The 18,023-nt window shown below is 72.3% G+C and carries 17 protein-coding genes; 3 read left to right on the top strand and 14 right to left on the bottom strand.

Annotation, left to right across the window (positions count from 1 at the left end; genetic code table 11):
• Positions 1–5: 5 nt before the first annotated feature.
• Complete coding sequence (locus ACFYM0_RS02130) at positions 6–884, bottom strand: ATP-grasp domain-containing protein (RefSeq protein ID WP_388495648.1); 879 nt, start codon at positions 882–884, stop codon at positions 6–8.
• Positions 885–1,006: 122 nt separating this feature from the next.
• On the opposite strand from ACFYM0_RS02130, the gene ACFYM0_RS02125 reads away from it, so the two are divergent.
• Both ACFYM0_RS02125 and ACFYM0_RS02120 read left to right on the top strand, forming a co-directional pair.
• Positions 1,007–1,759 carry an NAD-dependent deacetylase gene (locus ACFYM0_RS02125; protein WP_388495646.1) on the top strand — a complete coding sequence of 251 codons (753 nt, stop codon included), beginning with the start codon at positions 1,007–1,009 and terminating at the stop codon, positions 1,757–1,759.
• A 14-nt stretch (positions 1,760–1,773) separates the two neighbouring features.
• Entirely contained in the window at positions 1,774–1,998 is a 225-nt protein-coding gene (locus ACFYM0_RS02120; protein WP_388495644.1) for a hypothetical protein, read from the top strand.
• Positions 1,999–2,001: 3 nt separating this feature from the next.
• On the opposite strand, the gene ACFYM0_RS02115 is transcribed toward ACFYM0_RS02120, so the two are convergent.
• From ACFYM0_RS02115 to ACFYM0_RS02070, 10 genes are all read right to left on the bottom strand, one after another.
• On the bottom strand, positions 2,002–2,484 hold the full coding sequence (locus tag ACFYM0_RS02115; protein ID WP_388495642.1) for a VOC family protein: 483 nt from the start codon (positions 2,482–2,484) through the stop codon (positions 2,002–2,004).
• Between the two features lie 124 nt (positions 2,485–2,608).
• Entirely contained in the window at positions 2,609–6,172 is a 3,564-nt protein-coding gene (locus ACFYM0_RS02110; protein ID WP_388495641.1) for a CDP-glycerol glycerophosphotransferase family protein, read from the bottom strand.
• 162 nt (positions 6,173–6,334) lie between these two features.
• Positions 6,335–6,709, bottom strand: coding sequence for a hypothetical protein (locus tag ACFYM0_RS02105; protein WP_388495639.1), 375 nt, complete (start codon positions 6,707–6,709; stop codon positions 6,335–6,337).
• A 111-nt stretch (positions 6,710–6,820) separates the two neighbouring features.
• On the bottom strand, positions 6,821–7,267 hold the full coding sequence (locus tag ACFYM0_RS02100) for a roadblock/LC7 domain-containing protein (protein WP_388495637.1): 447 nt from the start codon (positions 7,265–7,267) through the stop codon (positions 6,821–6,823).
• A 71-nt stretch (positions 7,268–7,338) separates the two neighbouring features.
• Positions 7,339–8,118 carry a transcriptional regulator gene (locus ACFYM0_RS02095; protein ID WP_388495635.1) on the bottom strand — a complete coding sequence of 260 codons (780 nt, stop codon included), beginning with the start codon at positions 8,116–8,118 and terminating at the stop codon, positions 7,339–7,341.
• A complete protein-coding gene (locus tag ACFYM0_RS02090) occupies positions 8,115–8,513 on the bottom strand; it encodes a hypothetical protein (RefSeq protein ID WP_327251212.1) in 399 nt (132 codons plus the stop codon). Before ACFYM0_RS02090 ends, ACFYM0_RS02095 begins: the two co-directional genes overlap by 4 nt.
• A gap of 163 nt (positions 8,514–8,676) precedes the next feature.
• On the bottom strand, positions 8,677–8,946 hold the full coding sequence (locus ACFYM0_RS02085) for a helix-turn-helix domain-containing protein (protein ID WP_388495633.1): 270 nt from the start codon (positions 8,944–8,946) through the stop codon (positions 8,677–8,679).
• A gap of 453 nt (positions 8,947–9,399) precedes the next feature.
• Positions 9,400–10,353: a DUF4304 domain-containing protein gene (locus tag ACFYM0_RS02080; protein WP_388495631.1), complete on the bottom strand. Its 954-nt coding sequence runs from the start codon at positions 10,351–10,353 to the stop codon at positions 9,400–9,402.
• Positions 10,354–10,462: 109 nt separating this feature from the next.
• Positions 10,463–11,107, bottom strand: coding sequence for a DUF6461 domain-containing protein (locus tag ACFYM0_RS02075; RefSeq protein ID WP_388495629.1), 645 nt, complete (start codon positions 11,105–11,107; stop codon positions 10,463–10,465).
• Between the two features lie 79 nt (positions 11,108–11,186).
• Positions 11,187–11,759, bottom strand: coding sequence for a TetR/AcrR family transcriptional regulator (locus tag ACFYM0_RS02070; RefSeq protein ID WP_388495628.1), 573 nt, complete (start codon positions 11,757–11,759; stop codon positions 11,187–11,189).
• A 143-nt stretch (positions 11,760–11,902) separates the two neighbouring features.
• On the opposite strand from ACFYM0_RS02070, the gene ACFYM0_RS02065 reads away from it, so the two are divergent.
• Positions 11,903–13,162: a helix-turn-helix domain-containing protein gene (locus tag ACFYM0_RS02065; protein ID WP_388495626.1), complete on the top strand. Its 1,260-nt coding sequence runs from the start codon at positions 11,903–11,905 to the stop codon at positions 13,160–13,162.
• On the opposite strand, the gene ACFYM0_RS02060 is transcribed toward ACFYM0_RS02065, so the two are convergent.
• From ACFYM0_RS02060 to ACFYM0_RS02050, 3 genes are all read right to left on the bottom strand, one after another.
• Positions 13,044–15,020 carry an APC family permease gene (locus ACFYM0_RS02060; protein WP_388495625.1) on the bottom strand — a complete coding sequence of 659 codons (1,977 nt, stop codon included), beginning with the start codon at positions 15,018–15,020 and terminating at the stop codon, positions 13,044–13,046. The genes ACFYM0_RS02065 and ACFYM0_RS02060 overlap by 119 nt on opposite strands.
• Before the next feature lie 97 nt (positions 15,021–15,117).
• Positions 15,118–15,573 (bottom strand): (2Fe-2S)-binding protein, encoded by a 456-nt coding sequence (locus ACFYM0_RS02055; protein ID WP_327251219.1) that lies wholly within the window; start codon positions 15,571–15,573, stop codon positions 15,118–15,120.
• Between the two features lie 21 nt (positions 15,574–15,594).
• Positions 15,595–17,829, bottom strand: a complete 2,235-nt coding sequence (locus tag ACFYM0_RS02050) for a molybdopterin cofactor-binding domain-containing protein (protein WP_388495623.1) — start codon at positions 17,827–17,829, stop codon at positions 15,595–15,597.
• Positions 17,830–18,023 lie beyond the last annotated feature (194 nt).

Below are 18,023 nucleotides of genomic sequence, written 5' to 3'. Positions count from 1 at the left end.
CGGGCTCAACCGCCCGCCAGGAGGCGGACGAACGCCCCGAGGTCGGCCTCCTTGTGGAGATCGCTCACCTGCCCGTCGCCCACCTCCACGACCCGCCAGGCTCCGTCCGCGCGCAGTGCGAGGTCTGTGGTGACGAAGGCGCAGCCGAGTTCCGCGACGGCGGCCCGCACCGGTCCGAGGTCCGGCGCCGCGGACTCGGCGTACGGGCTGTCGGGGTGGGCGGTGACCAGCCGGGGCTCACCGTCGCGCCACCAGACCCGCACCTCGGTGGCCACACCCTCGGCCGCCGTGAACCGTTCGAAGGCGCGCAGCACCACCCCGCCGGCCAGGTCCTCGCCCTGAAGTTCCACGAAGCGGTTCACCACGCGGTGGACGGCGGCCCGGTCCGTGAGATCGGGGAGGTGACAGGCCTCGGCCCACTGGTGCTTACGGGATTTGACGTAGTCCTTGACGATGCCGGCGCGGGAGGGGAGCGCCGCGGCGGCGTCCGCGAGCCGGTCCGGCTCCGGGGTCCGGCCAGGGGGTGTCGCCAGCCACCGGCTGGGCGGGGTCAGCCCGACGAACGCCTGGTACCAGCCCGGGAGTTCATGGGCGCGCCGGTACGCTTCCGGGGTGACGCGCAGTGCGCATCCGCGCTCGCGCAGGGCCGCGTCGAGCTCGGCGTACCGGGCCGCCGGAATCATCCAGCCCCGGTACCAGAGCGCCCCCGCTCCGGCCGGCACCCGTGCCACGGCCCGGCCGGCGTCGCGGGCGAGCAGCGCGTCGTGGTCGATGAGCCCGACGGCGCCCCCGCCGGCGCGCACCGCACGTGCCTCTTCGGCGAAGTGGGCGTCGGCCCGGCGCTCGTTCAGCGGATCGGAGCAGTACAGGACGGTGGTCGACATGCCGCCACCCTACGGATCTCCGGAACGGTGGATTGCCGCAACAGCGGAGTGCAAGCACCGGAACCGGCCGCGCCGGACGAAACCCCGTGGAGAACGCCGTCCGGGCTGCCTAGAGTCGCCCCATGGGAAAGCCGCTCGTCGCAGTGTTCAGTGGGGCCGGGATGTCTACCGATTCGGGGATTCCCGACTACCGGGGGCCGCAGGGGTTGTGGCGGCGGGAGGCCGACGCCGAGAAGCTCGTGACCTACGCGTACTACATGGCCGATCCGGAGATCCGGCGCCGGTCCTGGCTGATGCGCGCCGAGATCGGGGCCCTGGGGGCGCGGCCGAACGCCGCTCACCTCGCCGTCGCCGAGCTGGAGCGCGCCGGGATCCCGCTGCGGGTGATCACCCAGAACGTGGACGGTCTGCACCAGCTCGCGGGGACCTCCGCGCGCAAGGTGTTCGAACTGCACGGCACGGCCCGGGCCGTGGTGTGCACGGCCTGTCATGCCCGTTCCGGGATGGACGAGGCGCTGGCCCGGGTCGCCGGCGGGGAACCGGATCCGGCCTGCCTCGGGTGCGGCGGGATCCTGAAGGCCGCGACCGTGATGTTCGGGGAGCGGCTGGATCCCGAGGTGCTGGCGCAGGCCGTCTCGGTCGCCAAGGGGTGCCAGGTCTTCGTGGCCGTGGGCTCGACGCTCCAGGTGCAGCCCGCGGCCTCGCTGGCCTCAATGGCCGCGGAGGCCGGGGCCCGCCTGATCATCGTGAACGCGCAGGAGACCCCGTACGACTCCCTCGCCGACGAAGTGATCCGCGAGCCCATCGGGACGGCGCTGCCCGCCCTGCTGGCGCGGATCACCGCGGACGGCGCGCTCCTCCAGGACTTCGGGTGAGGTAGAAGGGGAGGATGGATACCGCCGTACTGGAACAGATGCTGGACGAGACCTTCGATCAGGCGGTCGTGCACCACGGATACACCGACTACATGCGCGACTACGAGGTCATCGTCCACATGACGGCTGCTCCCCGTACCGGCATCGCTCCTTCCCACCTGCGGTATCTCTCCTTGGTCTTCTCCGACCTTCAGGTGACCGAGGTCCCGGTCGGGTACACACCCTTCGTCACGGAGTAGGGGTCAGCCCTCGTCGGCCGCCCGCCGCATCTCCGCCACGTCGAGCTTCTTCATCTTCATCATCGCGGCCGTCGCCCGTGCGGCCCGTCCCGGGTCGGGGTCGGAGATCAGCTCGACGGCCCCGGAAGGGATGACCTGCCAGGACAGCCCGAACTTGTCCTTGACCCAGCCACAGGCGGATTCCTGGCCGCCGTCCGCGGTCAACGCCTCGTAGTAGTAGTCGGCCTCGGCGTCGTCCGCGCAGTGGATCTGGAAGGAGACCGCCTCGGTGAAGGGGAACTGCGGGCCGCCGTTGAGACCGACGAACTTCTGGCCGTTGATCTCGAACTCGACGACCATGACCTCCCCCGCGACGCCGGGGCTCCCCTCGGGGTAGAGGCCGACGCGGCCGCGCTCGCCGTCCTTGAAGACCGAAAGGTAGTAGTCGGCGGCGGCCTCCGCCGCGCCGTCGAACCACAGGCACGTGGTGAAGGGGTTGCTGGCCATGACTGCCTCCAGAGTGTGCGGGGTGGGGGAAATCCGTCCCGCACCTACAGACCGGTCCCGGCCCCGAAACTCATCGGTCGGGCCGGCACCGGTCCGCGTCCAGCCTGGAATGCACTCCTGTGGGTTACATGTCGAGCATGCGATCGACGATCCGGCGAGCCGCCTGACCGTCGTCCAGGTCGCAGAACTCCGCCCGGAACGCCGCCCGCGCCGGCGCGTACCGCGCGCCCACCGCGTCCGCGTTCCGGACGGCCTCGATCAGGCTCGCCGAGTCCCTGAGCAGCGGGCCCGGGGCCTTCTCCTCCAGGTCGAAGGTGAAGCCGCGGAGCGTGTCCCGGTAGTGCTCCAAGTCGTACGCGAAGAGCAGGACCGGCCGGTCGGTGTGCACGAAGTCGAAGATCGCGGAGGAGTAGTCCGAGATCAGCACGTCGGCGACGAGCAGCAGGTCGGTGGGGTCGGGCCAGCGCGACACGTCGACGACGAATCCGTCGCGGACGCCTTCGCGTACCTGCTCGGTGACCTTGTGGTGGCCCCGGATCAGCAGGACGTGGTCCTCGCCCAGCTCACGGCGGGCCGCGTCCAGGTCGATCCTCAGGTCGAGCTTGTAGCCGGAGGAGACCGACCAGCCCAGGCGGTTCTCCCGCCACGTGGGCATGTACAGGACGACCTTCTTGCCCTCCGGAAGGCCCAGCCGCCGGCGGACCTGCGCGATCCGCCCCGCGTCGGGCCGTACCAGCGCGTCCGTGCGCGGGCTGCCGGATGCGATGACCTCGCCGTCGTAGCCCAGTGCCCGTTTCAGGACCGGCGTGGCGTACGAGCCCGGGGAGGCGAGCAGCGACCACTGGGCGCTGTCGTGCTCCAGCGCGTCCAGCACCTCGGGGCTGGTGTAGTAGTCGTGCATGAAGTCGTGGCCGATCTGCTTCAGAGGCGTACCGTGCCACGTCTGCACGACGGTCTGGCCTGGGCGGCGGCGGAAGGCGCGCGGCACGCTGTCGTTGACCACGTAGTACCGGGCCCGCGCGAGCACCTCCCAGTACTCGAGGCTGTCGTACGGGACCGCGCGGGCGGTCTCGGGGACCTCGGCGCGGCCGTCGCGCACCAGCCAGACGTGCTCCAGCTTCTCGTCGCGGCGCAGGAGCTCCTCGTGGACAGCGCGGGGCGAATCGCCGGCGCCGCGCCCCTGGAAGGCGTCGTAGACCACGATGTCCTTGACCGGGAGGGCCCTCTGCGCCGGGTACGTCACGTCGCGCGCGACCCGCTGTGCGTAGCGCGAGCGGTCGTGCGGGCTGGTCATCGGGTCTGCGACCAGCACGACGCGGTCGTGGAGGCGGCATTCGACGCTTACCCGGCGGTCCCGGGCCGTGACGGCGTGGGGCCCCGAGTACAGCGCGGTCGGAGCGAACTGCAGGGGGGCGCCCCGGTCGACGGCGGTCAGGCCCGCGGTGCCGCCGCCCCGGGAGACCGGACGCAGCGTGGGCCACCAGCGGCCCTGCGGCAGCGGGGTGCGGCCGGCGCGGCTCTCGGGGAGCACCGGCTCGAAGGAGGCTTCGAAGGCGTCGCCGTCACGGGTGACGGGGTAGCTGAACTCCTGGCCTGACGAGGTGTGCAGGACCAGTTCATGGGGCTCGTCCAGGGGCGCGGCGAAGCGGCCCCGGAGCGTCAGGGAGCCGTCCCCGGCCTCGACGGTGTCGATCAGCGGCGGGGAGAACTGGACCGAGAGGGCGAGGTGTCCGGTCTGGTCGCGCTTGATGAAGAGGGACCGGCCGGGCTCCTCGCCGGGCAGCGCGACGACCAGCCCGGCGAACCCGGCGCGCTCGTCGTGCACCAGCCGGTGCCGCGAGCCGTCGGCTCCGGTCACGGACAGGCTCCACGGCTTCGGCGTCCACGCGCCGGGTGTGCCCCGGATCCCCGGGACGGCGGCCAGATCGGCGAGCGGCAGCCGGACGGTGAAGGGGATCCGGCCGCCCGTGACGGCGGGGGCGGTCTCCAGCGGGAAGCTGAGCACGGTTCCGGCGGAGGCGTGCTGCGCACGCAGGGCGGCTCCGGCGCCGACCTCGGCGGCGAGCTCGCCCGATACTTCGACGGCTTCGTCGCCGGCCGGGCGGACGTCCAGGGCGCGGGCGCGGACGATCTCGACCCGGAGGTTGAAGGAACCGGTGGTGCTCGGGACGATCCGTACGTCCGGGGCGACCCAGTGCGCGGGCGGGTTCTGTCCGCTGTCGTGCTCGCCGCCCTTGAGCCGGGTGCGGTGCAGACGTCCGGCGCCGGTGACGACGACGGAGGTGCCCCACACGCCTGCCTTCCACTTGCCGCCCGTCCGGAAGGCGGCGGGGTCGATGACGGCGGTGAATCCGGCCCAGTCGGCGTGGCGCAGGGCGAGGTGCGGGGTGTTCACCGTGGCGGTCGGGGAGGCGACCGTGCGGGTGGTGACGACGGTCCGGCGGCCCGTGCCCTTCTCGCGGAGGACGAGCAACTTGCGCGAGCCGAGGCGGCTCTCGGCGCCCAGGTGTCCGGGCACGGCGTAGCCGCGCAGCAGCAGTTTGCCGTCGGCCCAGCGGGCTTGCTCCACACGGCTGACGACGCGGCGTTCGCTCGGTCCGAGGGTGAGGACCTTCGCGGGGACCGGTGCCTTGAGGAAGGGGTAGGCGGCCTGGGGGCGGGCCAGTCCCCTGACCGGCACGCTGTGGGTGAAGTCGCGCTGGTGCCGCAGGAGGGCGACGAACTCCTCGATCCGGCCCTCCCCGGTGAGGTAGGCCTTGAGCCGGTCCGCGACCGGCATGTCCGGCCACGGCCCGGTACCGATCTCCCGGACGAGGCCGCCGGCCTCCTTGGCGAAAGCGGCGCGGAAATCGGGACCCGCCTCGGCAACGTGCTTGTAGATGAGCGGGAGTTCCTCGATCAGCACGTTGCGGTCGTAGTCCCGCAGGTAGCGGGTGTAGGCGGGGCCCTGTTGGTCTTGGAGTGCCTTGCGGACCAGGCGGATGGAGGCGACCCGGTCGATGACCGAGACCGGGTCGGTGGAGCGCTGGGTGATGGAGCGCTCGCCGGTTTCGCGGACCCGCCAGTGGTAGACGCACTCGGCGATGACGTCGACGCTCTTGGCGAAGTAGTGCGCCGGAATGGACACGGGGGCGTCCTCGTAGAGGATGCCTTCCGGGTACTGGAAGGCGTGCTCGTCCCAGAAGCTGCGCCGGTAGACCTTGTTCCACGCGGTGCGGTCGGTGACCAGCGCCGGGAACTCGGAGATGTGGGTCTTCAGCCGGGTCGCACCGAAGGCCGCGCGGTGTCCCCAGGACATCTGCATGCCGACGGAGCGGAAACGCTTGACGTTGCCCGCCGCGAAGTCGGAGCCGGTCTCGTCGAGCGCGTCTACCAGGCGCCGGTAGGCGTCCGGCGGCATGGTGTCGTCGCTGTCGACGAATGCCAGGTACTCGGTACCCGGGGTGATGTGGCGGGCGCCGGCATTGCGGGCCGCGCCGAGTCCGGCGTTCTTCTGCAGAACCAGCCGGAAGCGGTCGTCACGGTCGGCGAATGCCTGGGCGAGTGCCGCGCTGCCGTCGGTGGATCCGTCATCGACGAGTACGACCTCGAAGTCACCGAATGTCTGTGCCGCGATGGATTCCAGGCACTCGTCGAGATAGAGCTCGACGTTGTAGACCGGGACGACGATACTCAGGCGCGGAGGCATGGGCGGCGAGTTCTCCAGCTTTATGGCATTGGCGATGATCGGGCGATTGCCGCAGCCTACTGGGTGGCGAGATGCCGAAAATCGGTCGTCTCGGGACATAGGTGAGAAGCCGCGGGGCGGGCGGCAATGAATTCAGCCGCCCGCCACCTCGCCGTCATCGGATCAGACTTCGAGCTCTGCCTCGATCTTCTTCAACTGGTGCCGGGCCATCGCGAGGTTGGCCCGCGTCTTGTCGAGGGCGAGGTAGAGGAAGAGCCCGGCGGAGCCCCGGCCCTTCAGGAGACGGATCAGGTGGTACTGGCTTCCGAGGGTGATGAGGACGTCCTCGATCTCGTCCTTCAGACCGAGCATCTCCATCGTGCGGAGTTTGGCCCGCACCACGTCGGTATTGCCGGCGGCGGCGACCGTGAGGTCGAGGTCCTTTCCGCCGCCGATGGTGCCGAGGGCCATACCGCTGCTGCAATCGACCAGGGCGACGCCGAGCACGCCTTCGATACTGGTGGTGGCTTCCTTGAGCGATGTCTCCACGTTGGCCATGACGTTTTCCTCTTTCTCTTCTGTTTCCCGGGCGCTTTCGGTCAGCGCGGTGAGGTGAATGCGGTTTCGGTGAATGCGGTTCGGTCGGTACGGATGTACGTGGTCGAGGGGTCAGGAGCCCTGGCCGGCGCCGGGAGCCACGCCGGTGCCCGGGGACGGGCCGCGGCGGCCGAGGCTGTGGTCGATCAGCTCCGCTATGCGCAGGCTGGACCGGCGGGCCTCCAGATGGAGGCGGCCGACGTTGACGCGCGGCTCCGCGATCAGGGTCAGTACGGCCGCGTCGCCCGCCGCGTAGGTGGCGACGTAGCCGTCCTCTCCGCGCACGAGCAGTTCGCGGAACCCGCCCTGCCCGGTGCAGTCGCTCAGCCGCTGGGCCACTCCGAGGGCCGCGGCGGTCAGGGCGGCCACGGATTCCGCCTCGGTGGCGGAGCTGTCGTGGGCCAGGACCAGGCCGTCGACGCTGGCGGCGAGCGCCCCGCCCAGCTGCGGGACGCGGGCCCGAAGCCGTCGGAGTTCCGCGAGTATCTCGGCCTCGGCTTCGGCGGGCACCGTACTCATGTCGGACCTTCTCCTTTCGGACTGCCGCCGCTCGGAACGGTCGCCGCGCTGGGCGGCTCGCAGCGGGAGCCTCACAGGCTTGCCTCCAGTGCGTCGCGTAACCGGCGCAGCAACGCCACGTCCGGGGACTGCGCCTGCGTCATCCAGTCGGGCAGTGGCGTCTCCGCGGCGGCGGCGAGTGCCGGCGCGTGCGGGGTCTCGACCAGCCCGGCCGCCGCGAGGCGTCGTACGTCGAGCAGGGTGTGGAAGGCCGGCCGGCCCAGCACCCAGGCGAGGTCCGCCGGTGTCCGTACTCCGTCGGCCTGGTCGAGCAGGATCCGCTGGCGCGCGGTGACGGTCTGGCCCGGGGCGGCGGGGCGGGGCACCACCGGGGAGGTGTCCAGCAGCGGGTAGGGCCAGACCGCGTCGAGCAGTTCCCGGCGGCGGCAGGTCTCCCGCTCGACGGCGGCGGCAGGAACGGAGCGGACGGAGCCGATCCAGTGGGTGGCCCCGCGCCGGAAGCGGGAGGGGCCGCTGCCCGGGGAGAGGGCGAAGAAGGCGGCGTCGAAGATCGCGGCGAGGTGGCATATCTCCAGCTCGCCGCCCGCGAGCCCGCCGCTGTCGACGAGGAAGCGGGCCACCTGGCGGCGGGCGCCGGCCTGGTTCACGGCGTCGGTCCAGCGCTCGGGGGTGAGCCCCCCGCCGGTGGTGAGCAGGACGTCCAGCCCGGGGGTGGCCGGGCTCTCCGCGTGCACGACGCGGCCGTTCTCCAGGAAGAGCGTGCCGCGCTCGCGGAACAGGGCGCCGGTCGCCCGCTCGGCGGCGAGCCGCGTGAGCAGCGGGGAGACGGCGACTACGGCGGCGGCGCTCACTTCAGCACCAGCTCCTCGGCCAGGGCCCTGAGTCTGTGCCGGGCGAGGGCGAGGTTGCCGTCGGTCCGGTCGAGCCACAGGTGCAGGAACACGCTGCTGTCGAAGCTGGTTTCGACGAAGCGGAGCACGTGGTACCCGGTCCGGGTGGTGACGATCAGGTCCTCCACCGGTGGCCCGGCGGCGTCCTGCGCCCCGGTGCCGCCCGGGGCGAAGGACTCGTACTCGGCGGCCGCCCGGGCCAGTTCGGCGGTCTCGGCCGCGGTGGTCTCGTGGTCCCCCACCGGTGATTCCCCGGCGGTGCCGAGGGCCAGTCCGCTGCTCCAGTCGACCAGCGCGGCCCCCCTGGCACCAGGCAGGGCCATGGCTTCGAGCAGGCATTCGTCGATCCCGGGCACGCGGGCTCCCCTCCCGGCCGGACCGTGCGTGGTGCACGGGCTGCGGCGCGACAGAAGGGAACTTACTCAACTTCCACACTGTGGAAGGGCGTTCTGGCATTTTCCGCTGGAACATGCACGATGGCACGTGACAGCTTGGCCGGAACCCCACACATTTTGATCATTAAGATGCGAGCGGCAGATCGTCCGAGAGCCGGAAGGACCCGCCCTCGCGCTGGACGTAGCCCTCGTGGCTGAGGGTGCGCAGCAGGTGGTACACGGTGGGCAGCGGGATCCCGGTGACCCGGGACAGACGCTTGGCGGTCGCCCCGCCCTCCGCGTACATCGCCTCGACGAGCCGCAACGCCCGCTGCACGGAACCGATGAGAGTGGGTGCGGTGGTGGCGGCGCTGCCGCCGTCCGCACTGTCCTTCTGGCTGTGTTCGGTGCCCATGAATGGTCCCCCTGCTCCGGTACGAGGCCTGGCAAACCCATCAAAGTCGCTCATCGGCCTCAAAACCAGCGGACTCGCGTAAACCTGAGCATAAGATCAACTAATGCCGGACCCCCGGAAACTGAAGTTCCTCGTCGATGCCGCACGCACGGAGTTGCGGGTCGCCACGGGCGGCGGGCAGTCAGGCCCGGCGAGTTCGCCCGTACCGCCTGGGCCTCGACCACGCCCGGCACCGGCTTCCAGGCGGTGACCGGGGGGTCTGCCGGACCGCCGGCTTCGAACCCGACATCGCCGAACCGGCCCGTCTCGTACGGGACATCTACGCGATCGTCCGGACCGGGGACCGCAACCCGGCGACCGAGTCGACGATCCGGCACCTCACGACAGCTCGGCGGCGGCTGATCCTCCCGACCCCGGACCGGTCGGATGACGGCCGCCGGACACCGAGGGCCGTCAGATGCGGGCCGGTGTCCAGCCCTCGATGTGCCAGGGTGCGCCGACGGTCAGCGCGTGCGGGGCGCCGGAGACGGTGAGGCAGGCCTCGCGCGGCGTGCCCTGCTCGAAGGTGAGCCGCAGGGAGCCGTTGCCGGCGACCTCGGCCGTGTTGATCCGGCACAGGGCCAGTTCGCCGAGGAGCGCCAGCGGATGGCCGGGGAGCATGCTGCCCGGGCTGGCGGAGACCCGGACGTCGCCGTCGGCGGCGATGCCGACCCGGACCGAGCCGAAGAGGGGCTGCTCCAGCCGCCAGGGGGCATCGATGACGATGCGGGCTTCCGTGTCGGTCAGCTCGTCGTGGACGGTGAGGAAGGGCGAGGCCCGGCGGCGTTCCCCCGTCTCCAGGACGAGGGCGCCCTCGAGGTCCACGGGCAGCGGTGCCTCCCCGCTCAGGACGGGGAACGGACCGCTGTCCACCCGCAGGCACACCGGGTCCAGGCAGTCGGGCACCGGATCCACCACGGGACCCGGCAGCGGGGGCCGGTCGGTCACCTCGCCCCACAGCGCGGGGACGGCGTGGCGCAGCACCACGTCCGTGACCTCGTCGGCGACGCGGGCGGCGGTGCGCTCGTCGGTGATGCTCCACCAGTGGTCGTGCGGATGGCCGAGGAGCCGCCCGATCCTGGCGTGCCAGCCGACGGGGCCGACACGGTTGGCGCTGAGCCGGGTCCCGAGGGCCGGCCGCAGCCGCCGCAGGGCCTCGTGTTCCCCGTACGGGACCGCGCGCAGGTTCACGGTGAACCTGCACTCGGCGGCCCCGGACGAAGCGCTCCGCTGGAAGCCGAGCAGCGCGTGGTCGGGTTCGGCGGCGCGGAGCCGGTACTCCAGCCCCGTTCCGGTGAAACCCGCGTCGTGCAGTGCCGGGGCGATCCGCTCGCGCAGCGTCTGGTGGAACAAATCGGTCGCGTTCACTCCCGTAGTGTCACAAGCCGCACCCTCCCCGGCCAAAACCGTCCGTCCCCGGGCGGCCGCGGAGCCGGGAGGGCGGGGGACAGCTCGGGCGTGCCGGCCTACCGGGTTCCTACTGCGTGCAGGTCACGAAGGCCGGGAGCGGGGTCTCCTCGACCAGGCGGCGGGGCAGGGACAGCCCGAAGCGGTGTTCCAGTACGGCGAGGGTGAGGCGGTCGCGCTCCCCGTCCGGTTCGTCCTCGGGGCGGGCGTAGCAGCCGTCGGGGGTGAGGATCTTGGCCTCGACCAGCTCCGGCAGGAGGAAATCGGGCCGGTGGCCGCCGCGCCAGTGTTCCTCGCCGATGCCGAAGCAGCAGACCAGCTCGCCGTCCCGGGCGTACGCGAACTGCTTGGGCGGGTGATCGGGCTGCGGGTCGAGGTGCACGGCCTCGACACCGGAGCGGGAGACCTCCGCGAGGCGCTGCGCCCCGGCGGGCACTCCGTGTTCCACGGCGAAGGACCAGCCGCCCCAGCTCCCGACCCGGGCCACCCCGTCGCCGTCCACCGTCTCGGTGACCATGCTCCACGCGTCGATGGCGCCGAGCGGCCCGGGGTGCAGGTCCGGCAGGGCGCCGAGCCGGGCGGCCAGTTCCTCGGGGCCGATGCCCCGGGCGAAGGTGAGGCTGACGTACCAGGCGCTCCAGTCCGCGAGCCACTGGATGCCGCCGTCGCAGGCGCGGGCGCCGTCGCCCGTGCCCTGCCCCGTGATGTCCGCCATTGCCACGGTTCCTCCCGCGATCCCGCGATCCGAGCCGGTCCTGCCGGTCCTGCCGGAACCAGCCCTACCGGCACGATAGTCAGTCGGCGGGCCCCTCCGGGAGGAGGCGCTCGACCATCGTGCCGATGAGCCCCTCGACTCCATGGGGGGACTGGGGATCCAGCAGTCCGGGCACGGTCAGGTCGTCCACGATCAGCCCGAGCATGGCCAGATAGATCAGGACCACGCCCTGCCGGTCCCCCGGCAGCCCCGCCTCCAGGTGCCAGGCGATGTTCCCTTCCAGTTCGGCGCCCTGGAAACCGGCCAGTGCCTCCTGGAGTTCGGGGCGCCGGGTGGCCTCCAGGCGCAGTTCCAGCATTGCGGTGTGGACGCTGCGTTCGCGGCGCATCCGCTCCAGGAGCCGGCGCAGCAGCACCTTCGTGTCGAACGGACCCGTCAGGTCCGCCGGGTCGGGGGTCAGCCGCTCGCGGGTGCGGTGCAGGATCTGCACGAGGAGCTGGGCGCGGTTGGCGAAGTAGTTGGAGGAGGTGCCGGTCGGAACCCCGGCCTCCGTGTCCACGGCGCGCAGGGTCAGTCCCCGCGAGCCCTCGCGGGCGAGGACTTCGATGGCGGCGTCGAGCAGCGCGGCTCGGCGCTCGGGGTTCTGGCGCATGGGTGGGTCCCTGACCGTGTGGGCGCGGCTGCCGGTATGACCGCCGCATATGCACTGCACGTGCAGTGCTTCGGACACGCTAGCGGAGACCACCTCGTCGAGGCCCTCCCCAGCGCCCCCTCCGGCGTGCCACCCTGCCCGTCATGGAGCGGATCATCGGGGAGATACGCGAGGACCTGGACCGCCGGATCGCGGTGGCCGCGGAGCGGCTCGCGGACCGGTCACCGGCCGAGGATCCGGCCTGCGCGGTCTACGTCGCCCTGCTCGGCCGGGCCGCCCTGCGCGAGCGGGTCCACCACCTGCTCCGGCAGGCCGTCGACGGCCTGGTCCGCGAGGCCCGCGGCCTGCCGCCCGAGCTCGGCGAGGCCCGCGCCGACGGCGAGCTGCGCGCCCGGCAGGGCCTGCCGCTCGACTCCCTGCTGCGGGTGTACCGGGTCTGCGGCCGGCTGCTGTGGCAGGTCCTGACGGAGGCCGTCGCCGCCCGGGACCGGGCGGCGCTGCCCCGGCTGCTGCCCGGGGCGCCCGCCCTGTGGGACGTGGTCGACCGGATGGCGGACGCGGCGGCCGGGTCCTACCGCCGGGCCGAGGCCGTCCGCGGCGACCGCGAGCGGGAGCTGCGGGGGGCCCTCCTCGACGCCCTGTTCGACGGCGCCGGGGCGGCGGGCCGGTCCGCCGAGGCGGCGCGGCGGCTCGGGCTCCCGGAGCGCGGGCGGTTCGCCGTGGTGGTCCTCGACGCCGGGGACGGCGCGTGGGCGACCCCGGAGGGCGGCGCCCCGCGCGTGCTGTGGCGGATCCGGGCGGACGGGGAGACCGGCCTGGTGGAGCTGGGCCGGCTGCCGCTCGCCACCGTGACCGATCTGCTCGCGCCCCTGGGCTTACGGGCCGGGGTGAGCCCGGTGGTGGAGACGCCGGACGAGCTGGCCGGGGCCCGGCGGCTGGCCGTCCTGGCGCTGCGCGCGGCGCCGGGAGCCGACGGTCCGCACACCGCCCTGCTGGACGAACGGCTCCCGGCGGCGCTGGTCGCGGCCGAGCCCGAGCTCGCGGCCCGGCTGCGTCAGGTGGTGCTGGGGCCGGTCCTGGCGCTGGCCGCGGAGGACCGCAGGGTGCTGCTGACCACCCTGGGAACCTGGCTGACCTGCCGGGGCTCGACCACGTACGCCGCCCAGCGGCTGTACTGCCACCGCAACACCGTCTCGAACCGGCTGCGCCGCCTGGAGCAGCTCACCGGCCGCTCGCTGGCCGATCCCGCACACGTCGTGGAGCTGGCGCTCGCCCATACGGCAGTCACCCAGCGCCCGGCCGGGTCCCCGCCCCCTCCTGCCGCTCTCCCCGCTCCCGCTTCTCCGCAGGCCGCGCGGACTCCAGCAGGTACGGCACGTCGATCACCGCGACCCCGGGCGTGAACAGCAGGCGCGCCTTGAGCCGCAGCGCGTTCTGGTTGTGCAGGGGCTGTTCCCACCAGTGCCCGACCACGTACTCCGGGATGACCACCGAGAGCATGTCCGTCCCCTCGGCGGCCGCCTGTTCCTGTAGGTAGGCCAGCACGGGCCCGACCACTTCGCGGTACGGGGAGTGCAGCACCTTGAGCGGGATGCCCGGGTCGTGGTCCGCCCAGTCCGCGCGCAGCCGGTTCGCGCTCTCCTCGTCGGCGGCCACCGAGACGGCCGTCAGGGTGTCGGGGCGCAGCCCCATGGCGAACCCGAGGGCCTTGAGCGTGGGCGCGTGCACGGAGGCGACGAGGACGACGACGTGGTGGCGGGCGGGCTTGCGGGGTTTGACCCCGGGGGCGACGGCGAGTTCCCGGGCCACGGTGTCGTAGTGGCGGCGTACGCCCTTCATGCCGATGAAGAGCAGCGGCATGGCGATGACGACGAGCCAGGCTCCGTGGGTGAACTTGGTGATCAGGACGATGACCAGGACCACGAAGGTCATGGTGGCGCCGACGGCGTTGATGGCGAGCCGGCGGTGGATGTGGATCCGCTCCTCCTTGCGGGTCTCGGGGGAGGCCAGCTCCTGCTGCCAGTGCCGGACCATGCCCGCCTGGGAGAGGGTGAAGGAGACGAAGACGCCGATGATGTAGAGCTGGATGAGGCGGGTCAGCTGGGCGTCGAAGGCGACGATGAGGCCGATGGCGGCGAGCGCCAGCAGGACGACGCCGTTGGAGTAGACGAGCCGGTCGCCGCGGTTGAAGAGCTGGCGGGGTACGTACCGGTCCTTGGCCAGGATCGAGGCCAGCATCGGGAAGCCGTTGAATGCGGTGTTGGCGGCGAGGACCAGGACGCCGGCCGTGACGGCCTGGAGCAGGTAGAAGAGGAAGTGCCAGTCTCCGAAGGTGGCCCGGCCGATCTGCGCGAGCGCGGTGGACATCGGGGTTCCGGGGGCCAGGCCCAGCTCGGTCGGGTCCGCCGCCACGTGCACCTTGTAGTTCATGGCGAGGACGGTGATCCCGGCGAACATGGTGACGGCGAGCACGCCCATCGCGGCGAGGGTGGTCGCCGCGTTCTTGCTCTTCGGCTTCTGGAAGGCGGGGACGCCGTTGCTGATGGCTTCGACGCCCGTGAGCGCGGTACAGCCGGAGGCGAAGGCGCGCAGGGCGAGGAGCACCACCGCGAGGCCGGCGTAGGTGCCCTCGGCGGTGATCGGCAGCTCGGCGGATTCGGCGCGGATCGTGTCGCCGGTCGCGAGCCGGTAGGCGGCCACCGCGAACATCAGGTAGATGACGAGGACGAAGCCGTAGGTGGGGACGGCAAAGACCCGGCCCGATTCCCGTACGCCGCGCAGGTTCATGAGGGTCAGCAGCACCACGAAACCGACCGACAGGGGGACTTCGTGGTCGGAGAGGGAGGGGATGGCGGAGGTGATCGCGGCGACACCGGAGACCACGGAGACGGCGACCGTCATGACGTAGTCCACGAGCAGGGCGCTCGCGGCGGTGAGGGCGGCGGTCTGGCCGAGGTTCTTGGAGCTGACGATGTAGGCGCCGCCGCCGCCCGGGTAGGCGTAGCAAGTCTGCCGGTAGGAGGCGACGACGACCACGAGCAGGAACACGATGGCGGCGGCCGCGTACCAGGCGAGGTGGAGCAGCGCGACCCCGCCGAGGGCGAGGATCAGCAGGATCTCCTCGGTGGCGTAGGCCACGGAGGAGAGCGGGTCGCTGCAGAAGATCGGGAGCGCGAGCCGCTTGGGCAGCAGGGTCTCGCCCAGGCGCGCGGTGTCGAGCGGTTCGCCGACCAGCACACGTTTCGCATTGATACGCCTCATTCAGGCATGATCAGCCAAAACCGTGTCGAATCGTCCGATATAAACCCTGTGTCATGGGGCGAAGTCTCATGGGGCGAAGTCTCATGGGGCCAACCGCCTACATCTTGGCCGCCGCGCTGCGGATCGCCTCCCGGATGCGGAAGTACGTGCCGCAGCGGCAGATGTTGGCGATCGCGTCGATGTCCTCGTCCGTGGGCGTGCTCGTCCGCTTCAGCAGGGCGACGGCCGCCATGATCTGGCCGGGCTGGCAGAAGCCGCACTGGGCGACGTCCTGTTCGAGCCAGGCCTCCTGCACCGGGTGCAGGTCCTCGCCGTCGGCCAGCCCCTCGATCGTGGTCACCGTCTTCCCCGCGCACGCGGAGACCGGCACCACGCACGGGCGGACGTCCACTCCGTCGAGGTGACTGGTGCAGGCCTTGCAGACGTCCACTCCGCAGCCGTACTTCGGGCCGCGCACGCCCAGCATGTCGCGGAGCACCCACAGCAGGGGCAGATCGTCGGGCGCGTCCACGGTGACGCTCTGCCCGTTGACGGTGAAGGTGTGCGAGGGCACGGCTCGGCTCCTGGAGGCGGACTAGCGCGGGTAAGGGGTGAAGTCGACGTCGAAGTCGAGGGGGAAGCTGCGCGGCTTGGTGCCGGTGGCCCGGGCGTAGGCGTTGGCGATCGCGCCCACGGCGGCGGGCAGGCCCAGCTCACCGGCTCCGCCCGGCTCGGTTCCGGTCGCCGGGAGCACGAAGACGCGTACGTCCTTCGGGGTGTCGCGCTGCTGCGCCCAGTGGAACTGGCTGTAACTGCCTTCCAGCGGGAGCCCCTTGTCCAGGTGCAGGCCGGCCTTGAGCGTGGTGGAGATCGCGTCGGTCAGGCCGCCGATCATCTGGGCCTCCAGTCCGCGCGGGTTGACGGGCAGGCCCACGTCGACGGCGATGACCGCCTTCGTGACGCGGATGTGCTCCGGGTCCCTGGTGTCGATCTCGACCAGGCAGGCCGTCCGGGACTTGTACTCCTCGTGGAAGGCGATGCCCTGGGCGCAGCCGGCCGGCATGGCCCGGCCCCAGCCCCCTTCGGTGGCCGCCTTGTCCAGGACGGCGCGCTGGGCGGCCGTCTTCAGGAAGGTCCGGCGGAACTGGTACGGGTCCCGGCCGGTCGCGGCGGCCAGCTCGTCCACCACGATCTCCTCGGCCCCGCGGGTGTTCGCCGAGTACACCGAGCGCCAGGACCCGGTGGGCACTCCGGTCGGGACCTCGGTGAGCGCCTGGGTGGTGAGCCCGAAGTGGTACGGGGACTTGATCGTGGTGAGGAACAGGGTCTGGGCGAGGGTGGCGTTGCCGATGCCGAGCGGGAGGCTGGCGGCGGTCGCGGTGATGATCTCGCCGAGGCCGTGCCGGAAGTCGGTCTCCGCGGCGGCGACCCGGTGTTCGAAGCTGAGCACCTCGCCCAGCAGGTGCGTCGCCCGGATCTTGTGGTGGGTGGCCGGGCGCATCCGGCCGTGCCGGGTGTCGTCGACCCGGGTCCACATCAGCCGGACCGGGCGGCGGCAGGCCTTGGAGATCCGGGCCGCTTCCAGGGCGGCGTCGAAGAACAGCCGCCGGCCGAAGGAGCCTCCGGCCTGCACCACGTGGACGGTGACCTTGTCGAGGGGCAGGCCGAGGTCGGCGGCGATCGTCTCGCGGGCCACGATCGGCGATTTGAGCCCGGACCAGATCTCGGCGCGGTCCTCGCGCACGTCGGCGACGGCCGAGTTGGTCTCCATCGGCGCGTGGCTGACGAAGGCGAAGTCGAACTCGGCGTCCACGTGCGCGGTGAGCAGCGGCGGCACGAGCAGCGGCGGGGTGGCGGCGCGCAGCTTCGTACGCACGGCCGCGTCCGAGAGCTGGTCGGCCGGGCCCGGACCCCAGGTGACCTGGAGGGCGGCCTTGGCATCGAGGGCCTGCCCGAAGGTCTCGGCGACGACGGCGACCCCGGTGGCGACGGTGACCACGTGCAGCACGCCGGGCATGGCCCGTACGGCGGCGGCGTTGGCGACGGAGCGGACGCTGCCGCCGAGGGTGGGCGGGCGGCGGACCACGCAGGGCTTGGCCCCCGGCACGTCCAGGTCGAGGGTGTAGCGCTGGGCCCCGGTGACCATGGCGCGGGCGTCGATCCGGCTGGTGGGCTTGCCGACCAGGGTGTGCTTCGCCGCCGGCTTGGGGGTGGCGCCCAGGACGATCAGGGCGGGGTTCGCGGCGGCCGCGGCGAGGGAGCCGTAGGAAGCGGTGCGGCCGTCGGGGGCGCGGACGGCGCCGTTCGCCGTGGTCAGGGTCGACGCCGGGAGGCTCCAGCGGACGGCGGCGGCCGCGACGAGCCGGGCCCGGGCGGTGGCGGCGCACTGGCGGACCGGGCCGTAGAGGGAGCGGATGGAGTTGGAGGATCCGGTGAGCTGGTTGAAGAGCAGCTCGGGGCGGGCGTCGTCCAGTTCGACCCGTACGGCCGCCAGCGGGGCGTCCAGTTCCTCGGCGACGAGCATCGCCACGGCGGTGGTGAGGCCCTGCCCGACCTCCTCGCGCGGCAGCCGGAAGCGGATCGTTCCGTCGGCCTCGACGACGAGGGCGAGCAGAGCGGAGGTGGGGGCCCCGGCCAGGATGAACAGGTCGCCGAGGTCGACCAGGTCGGCGGGGGCGGGCAGGGTCGGGATCACGGCGTGCGCGGGCTGCGGGGCGAGGAGGTCGGCGCCGGCGCGCGTGACGAGGGCGAGGGTCGGCGCGGCGACCAGATAGGTGAGGAAGGAACGCCGGGTCCGTCCGTCGGTCGGCGCGTGGCTCTGCCCGGTCATGTCGTTGTGTCCCCACCCTGCGCGGCCCGCTCCAGTGAGCCTCCCCGGCTCATTACCGGCACGTAGAGTAGCGATCCGGGGGTGTGGTGGGAAGTCCGGATCACATCCCGGGCGAAATATCGGGCATACCGCCAGCCGGGGTGCGGGGTCCTTCGTTCGGGGGGTACCGGCCCGGTCGCGTTGATCCGGGTCCC

The organism is Streptomyces sp. NPDC006487 (assembly GCF_042870555.1).
Lineage (GTDB): Bacteria > Actinomycetota > Actinomycetes > Streptomycetales > Streptomycetaceae > Streptomyces.
This window is presented reverse-complemented; position numbering and strand designations above follow the sequence as displayed.

Coding starts and splice junctions, on each gene's coding strand:
- ACFYM0_RS02105 (WP_388495639.1), bottom strand. CDS start 6,709: ATGGCCAACGTGGAGACATCGCTCAAGGAAGCCACCACCAGTATCGAA.
- ACFYM0_RS02125 (WP_388495646.1), top strand. CDS start 1,007: ATGGGAAAGCCGCTCGTCGCAGTGTTCAGTGGGGCCGGGATGTCTACC.
- ACFYM0_RS02120 (WP_388495644.1), top strand. CDS start 1,774: ATGGATACCGCCGTACTGGAACAGATGCTGGACGAGACCTTCGATCAG.
- ACFYM0_RS02075 (WP_388495629.1), bottom strand. CDS start 11,107: ATGGCGGACATCACGGGGCAGGGCACGGGCGACGGCGCCCGCGCCTGC.
- ACFYM0_RS02130 (WP_388495648.1), bottom strand. CDS start 884: ATGTCGACCACCGTCCTGTACTGCTCCGATCCGCTGAACGAGCGCCGG.
- ACFYM0_RS02060 (WP_388495625.1), bottom strand. CDS start 15,020: ATGAGGCGTATCAATGCGAAACGTGTGCTGGTCGGCGAACCGCTCGAC.
- ACFYM0_RS02110 (WP_388495641.1), bottom strand. CDS start 6,172: ATGCCTCCGCGCCTGAGTATCGTCGTCCCGGTCTACAACGTCGAGCTC.
- ACFYM0_RS02100 (WP_388495637.1), bottom strand. CDS start 7,267: ATGAGTACGGTGCCCGCCGAAGCCGAGGCCGAGATACTCGCGGAACTC.
- ACFYM0_RS02065 (WP_388495626.1), top strand. CDS start 11,903: ATGGAGCGGATCATCGGGGAGATACGCGAGGACCTGGACCGCCGGATC.
- ACFYM0_RS02050 (WP_388495623.1), bottom strand. CDS start 17,829: ATGACCGGGCAGAGCCACGCGCCGACCGACGGACGGACCCGGCGTTCC.
- ACFYM0_RS02115 (WP_388495642.1), bottom strand. CDS start 2,484: ATGGCCAGCAACCCCTTCACCACGTGCCTGTGGTTCGACGGCGCGGCG.
- ACFYM0_RS02070 (WP_388495628.1), bottom strand. CDS start 11,759: ATGCGCCAGAACCCCGAGCGCCGAGCCGCGCTGCTCGACGCCGCCATC.
- ACFYM0_RS02085 (WP_388495633.1), bottom strand. CDS start 8,946: ATGGGCACCGAACACAGCCAGAAGGACAGTGCGGACGGCGGCAGCGCC.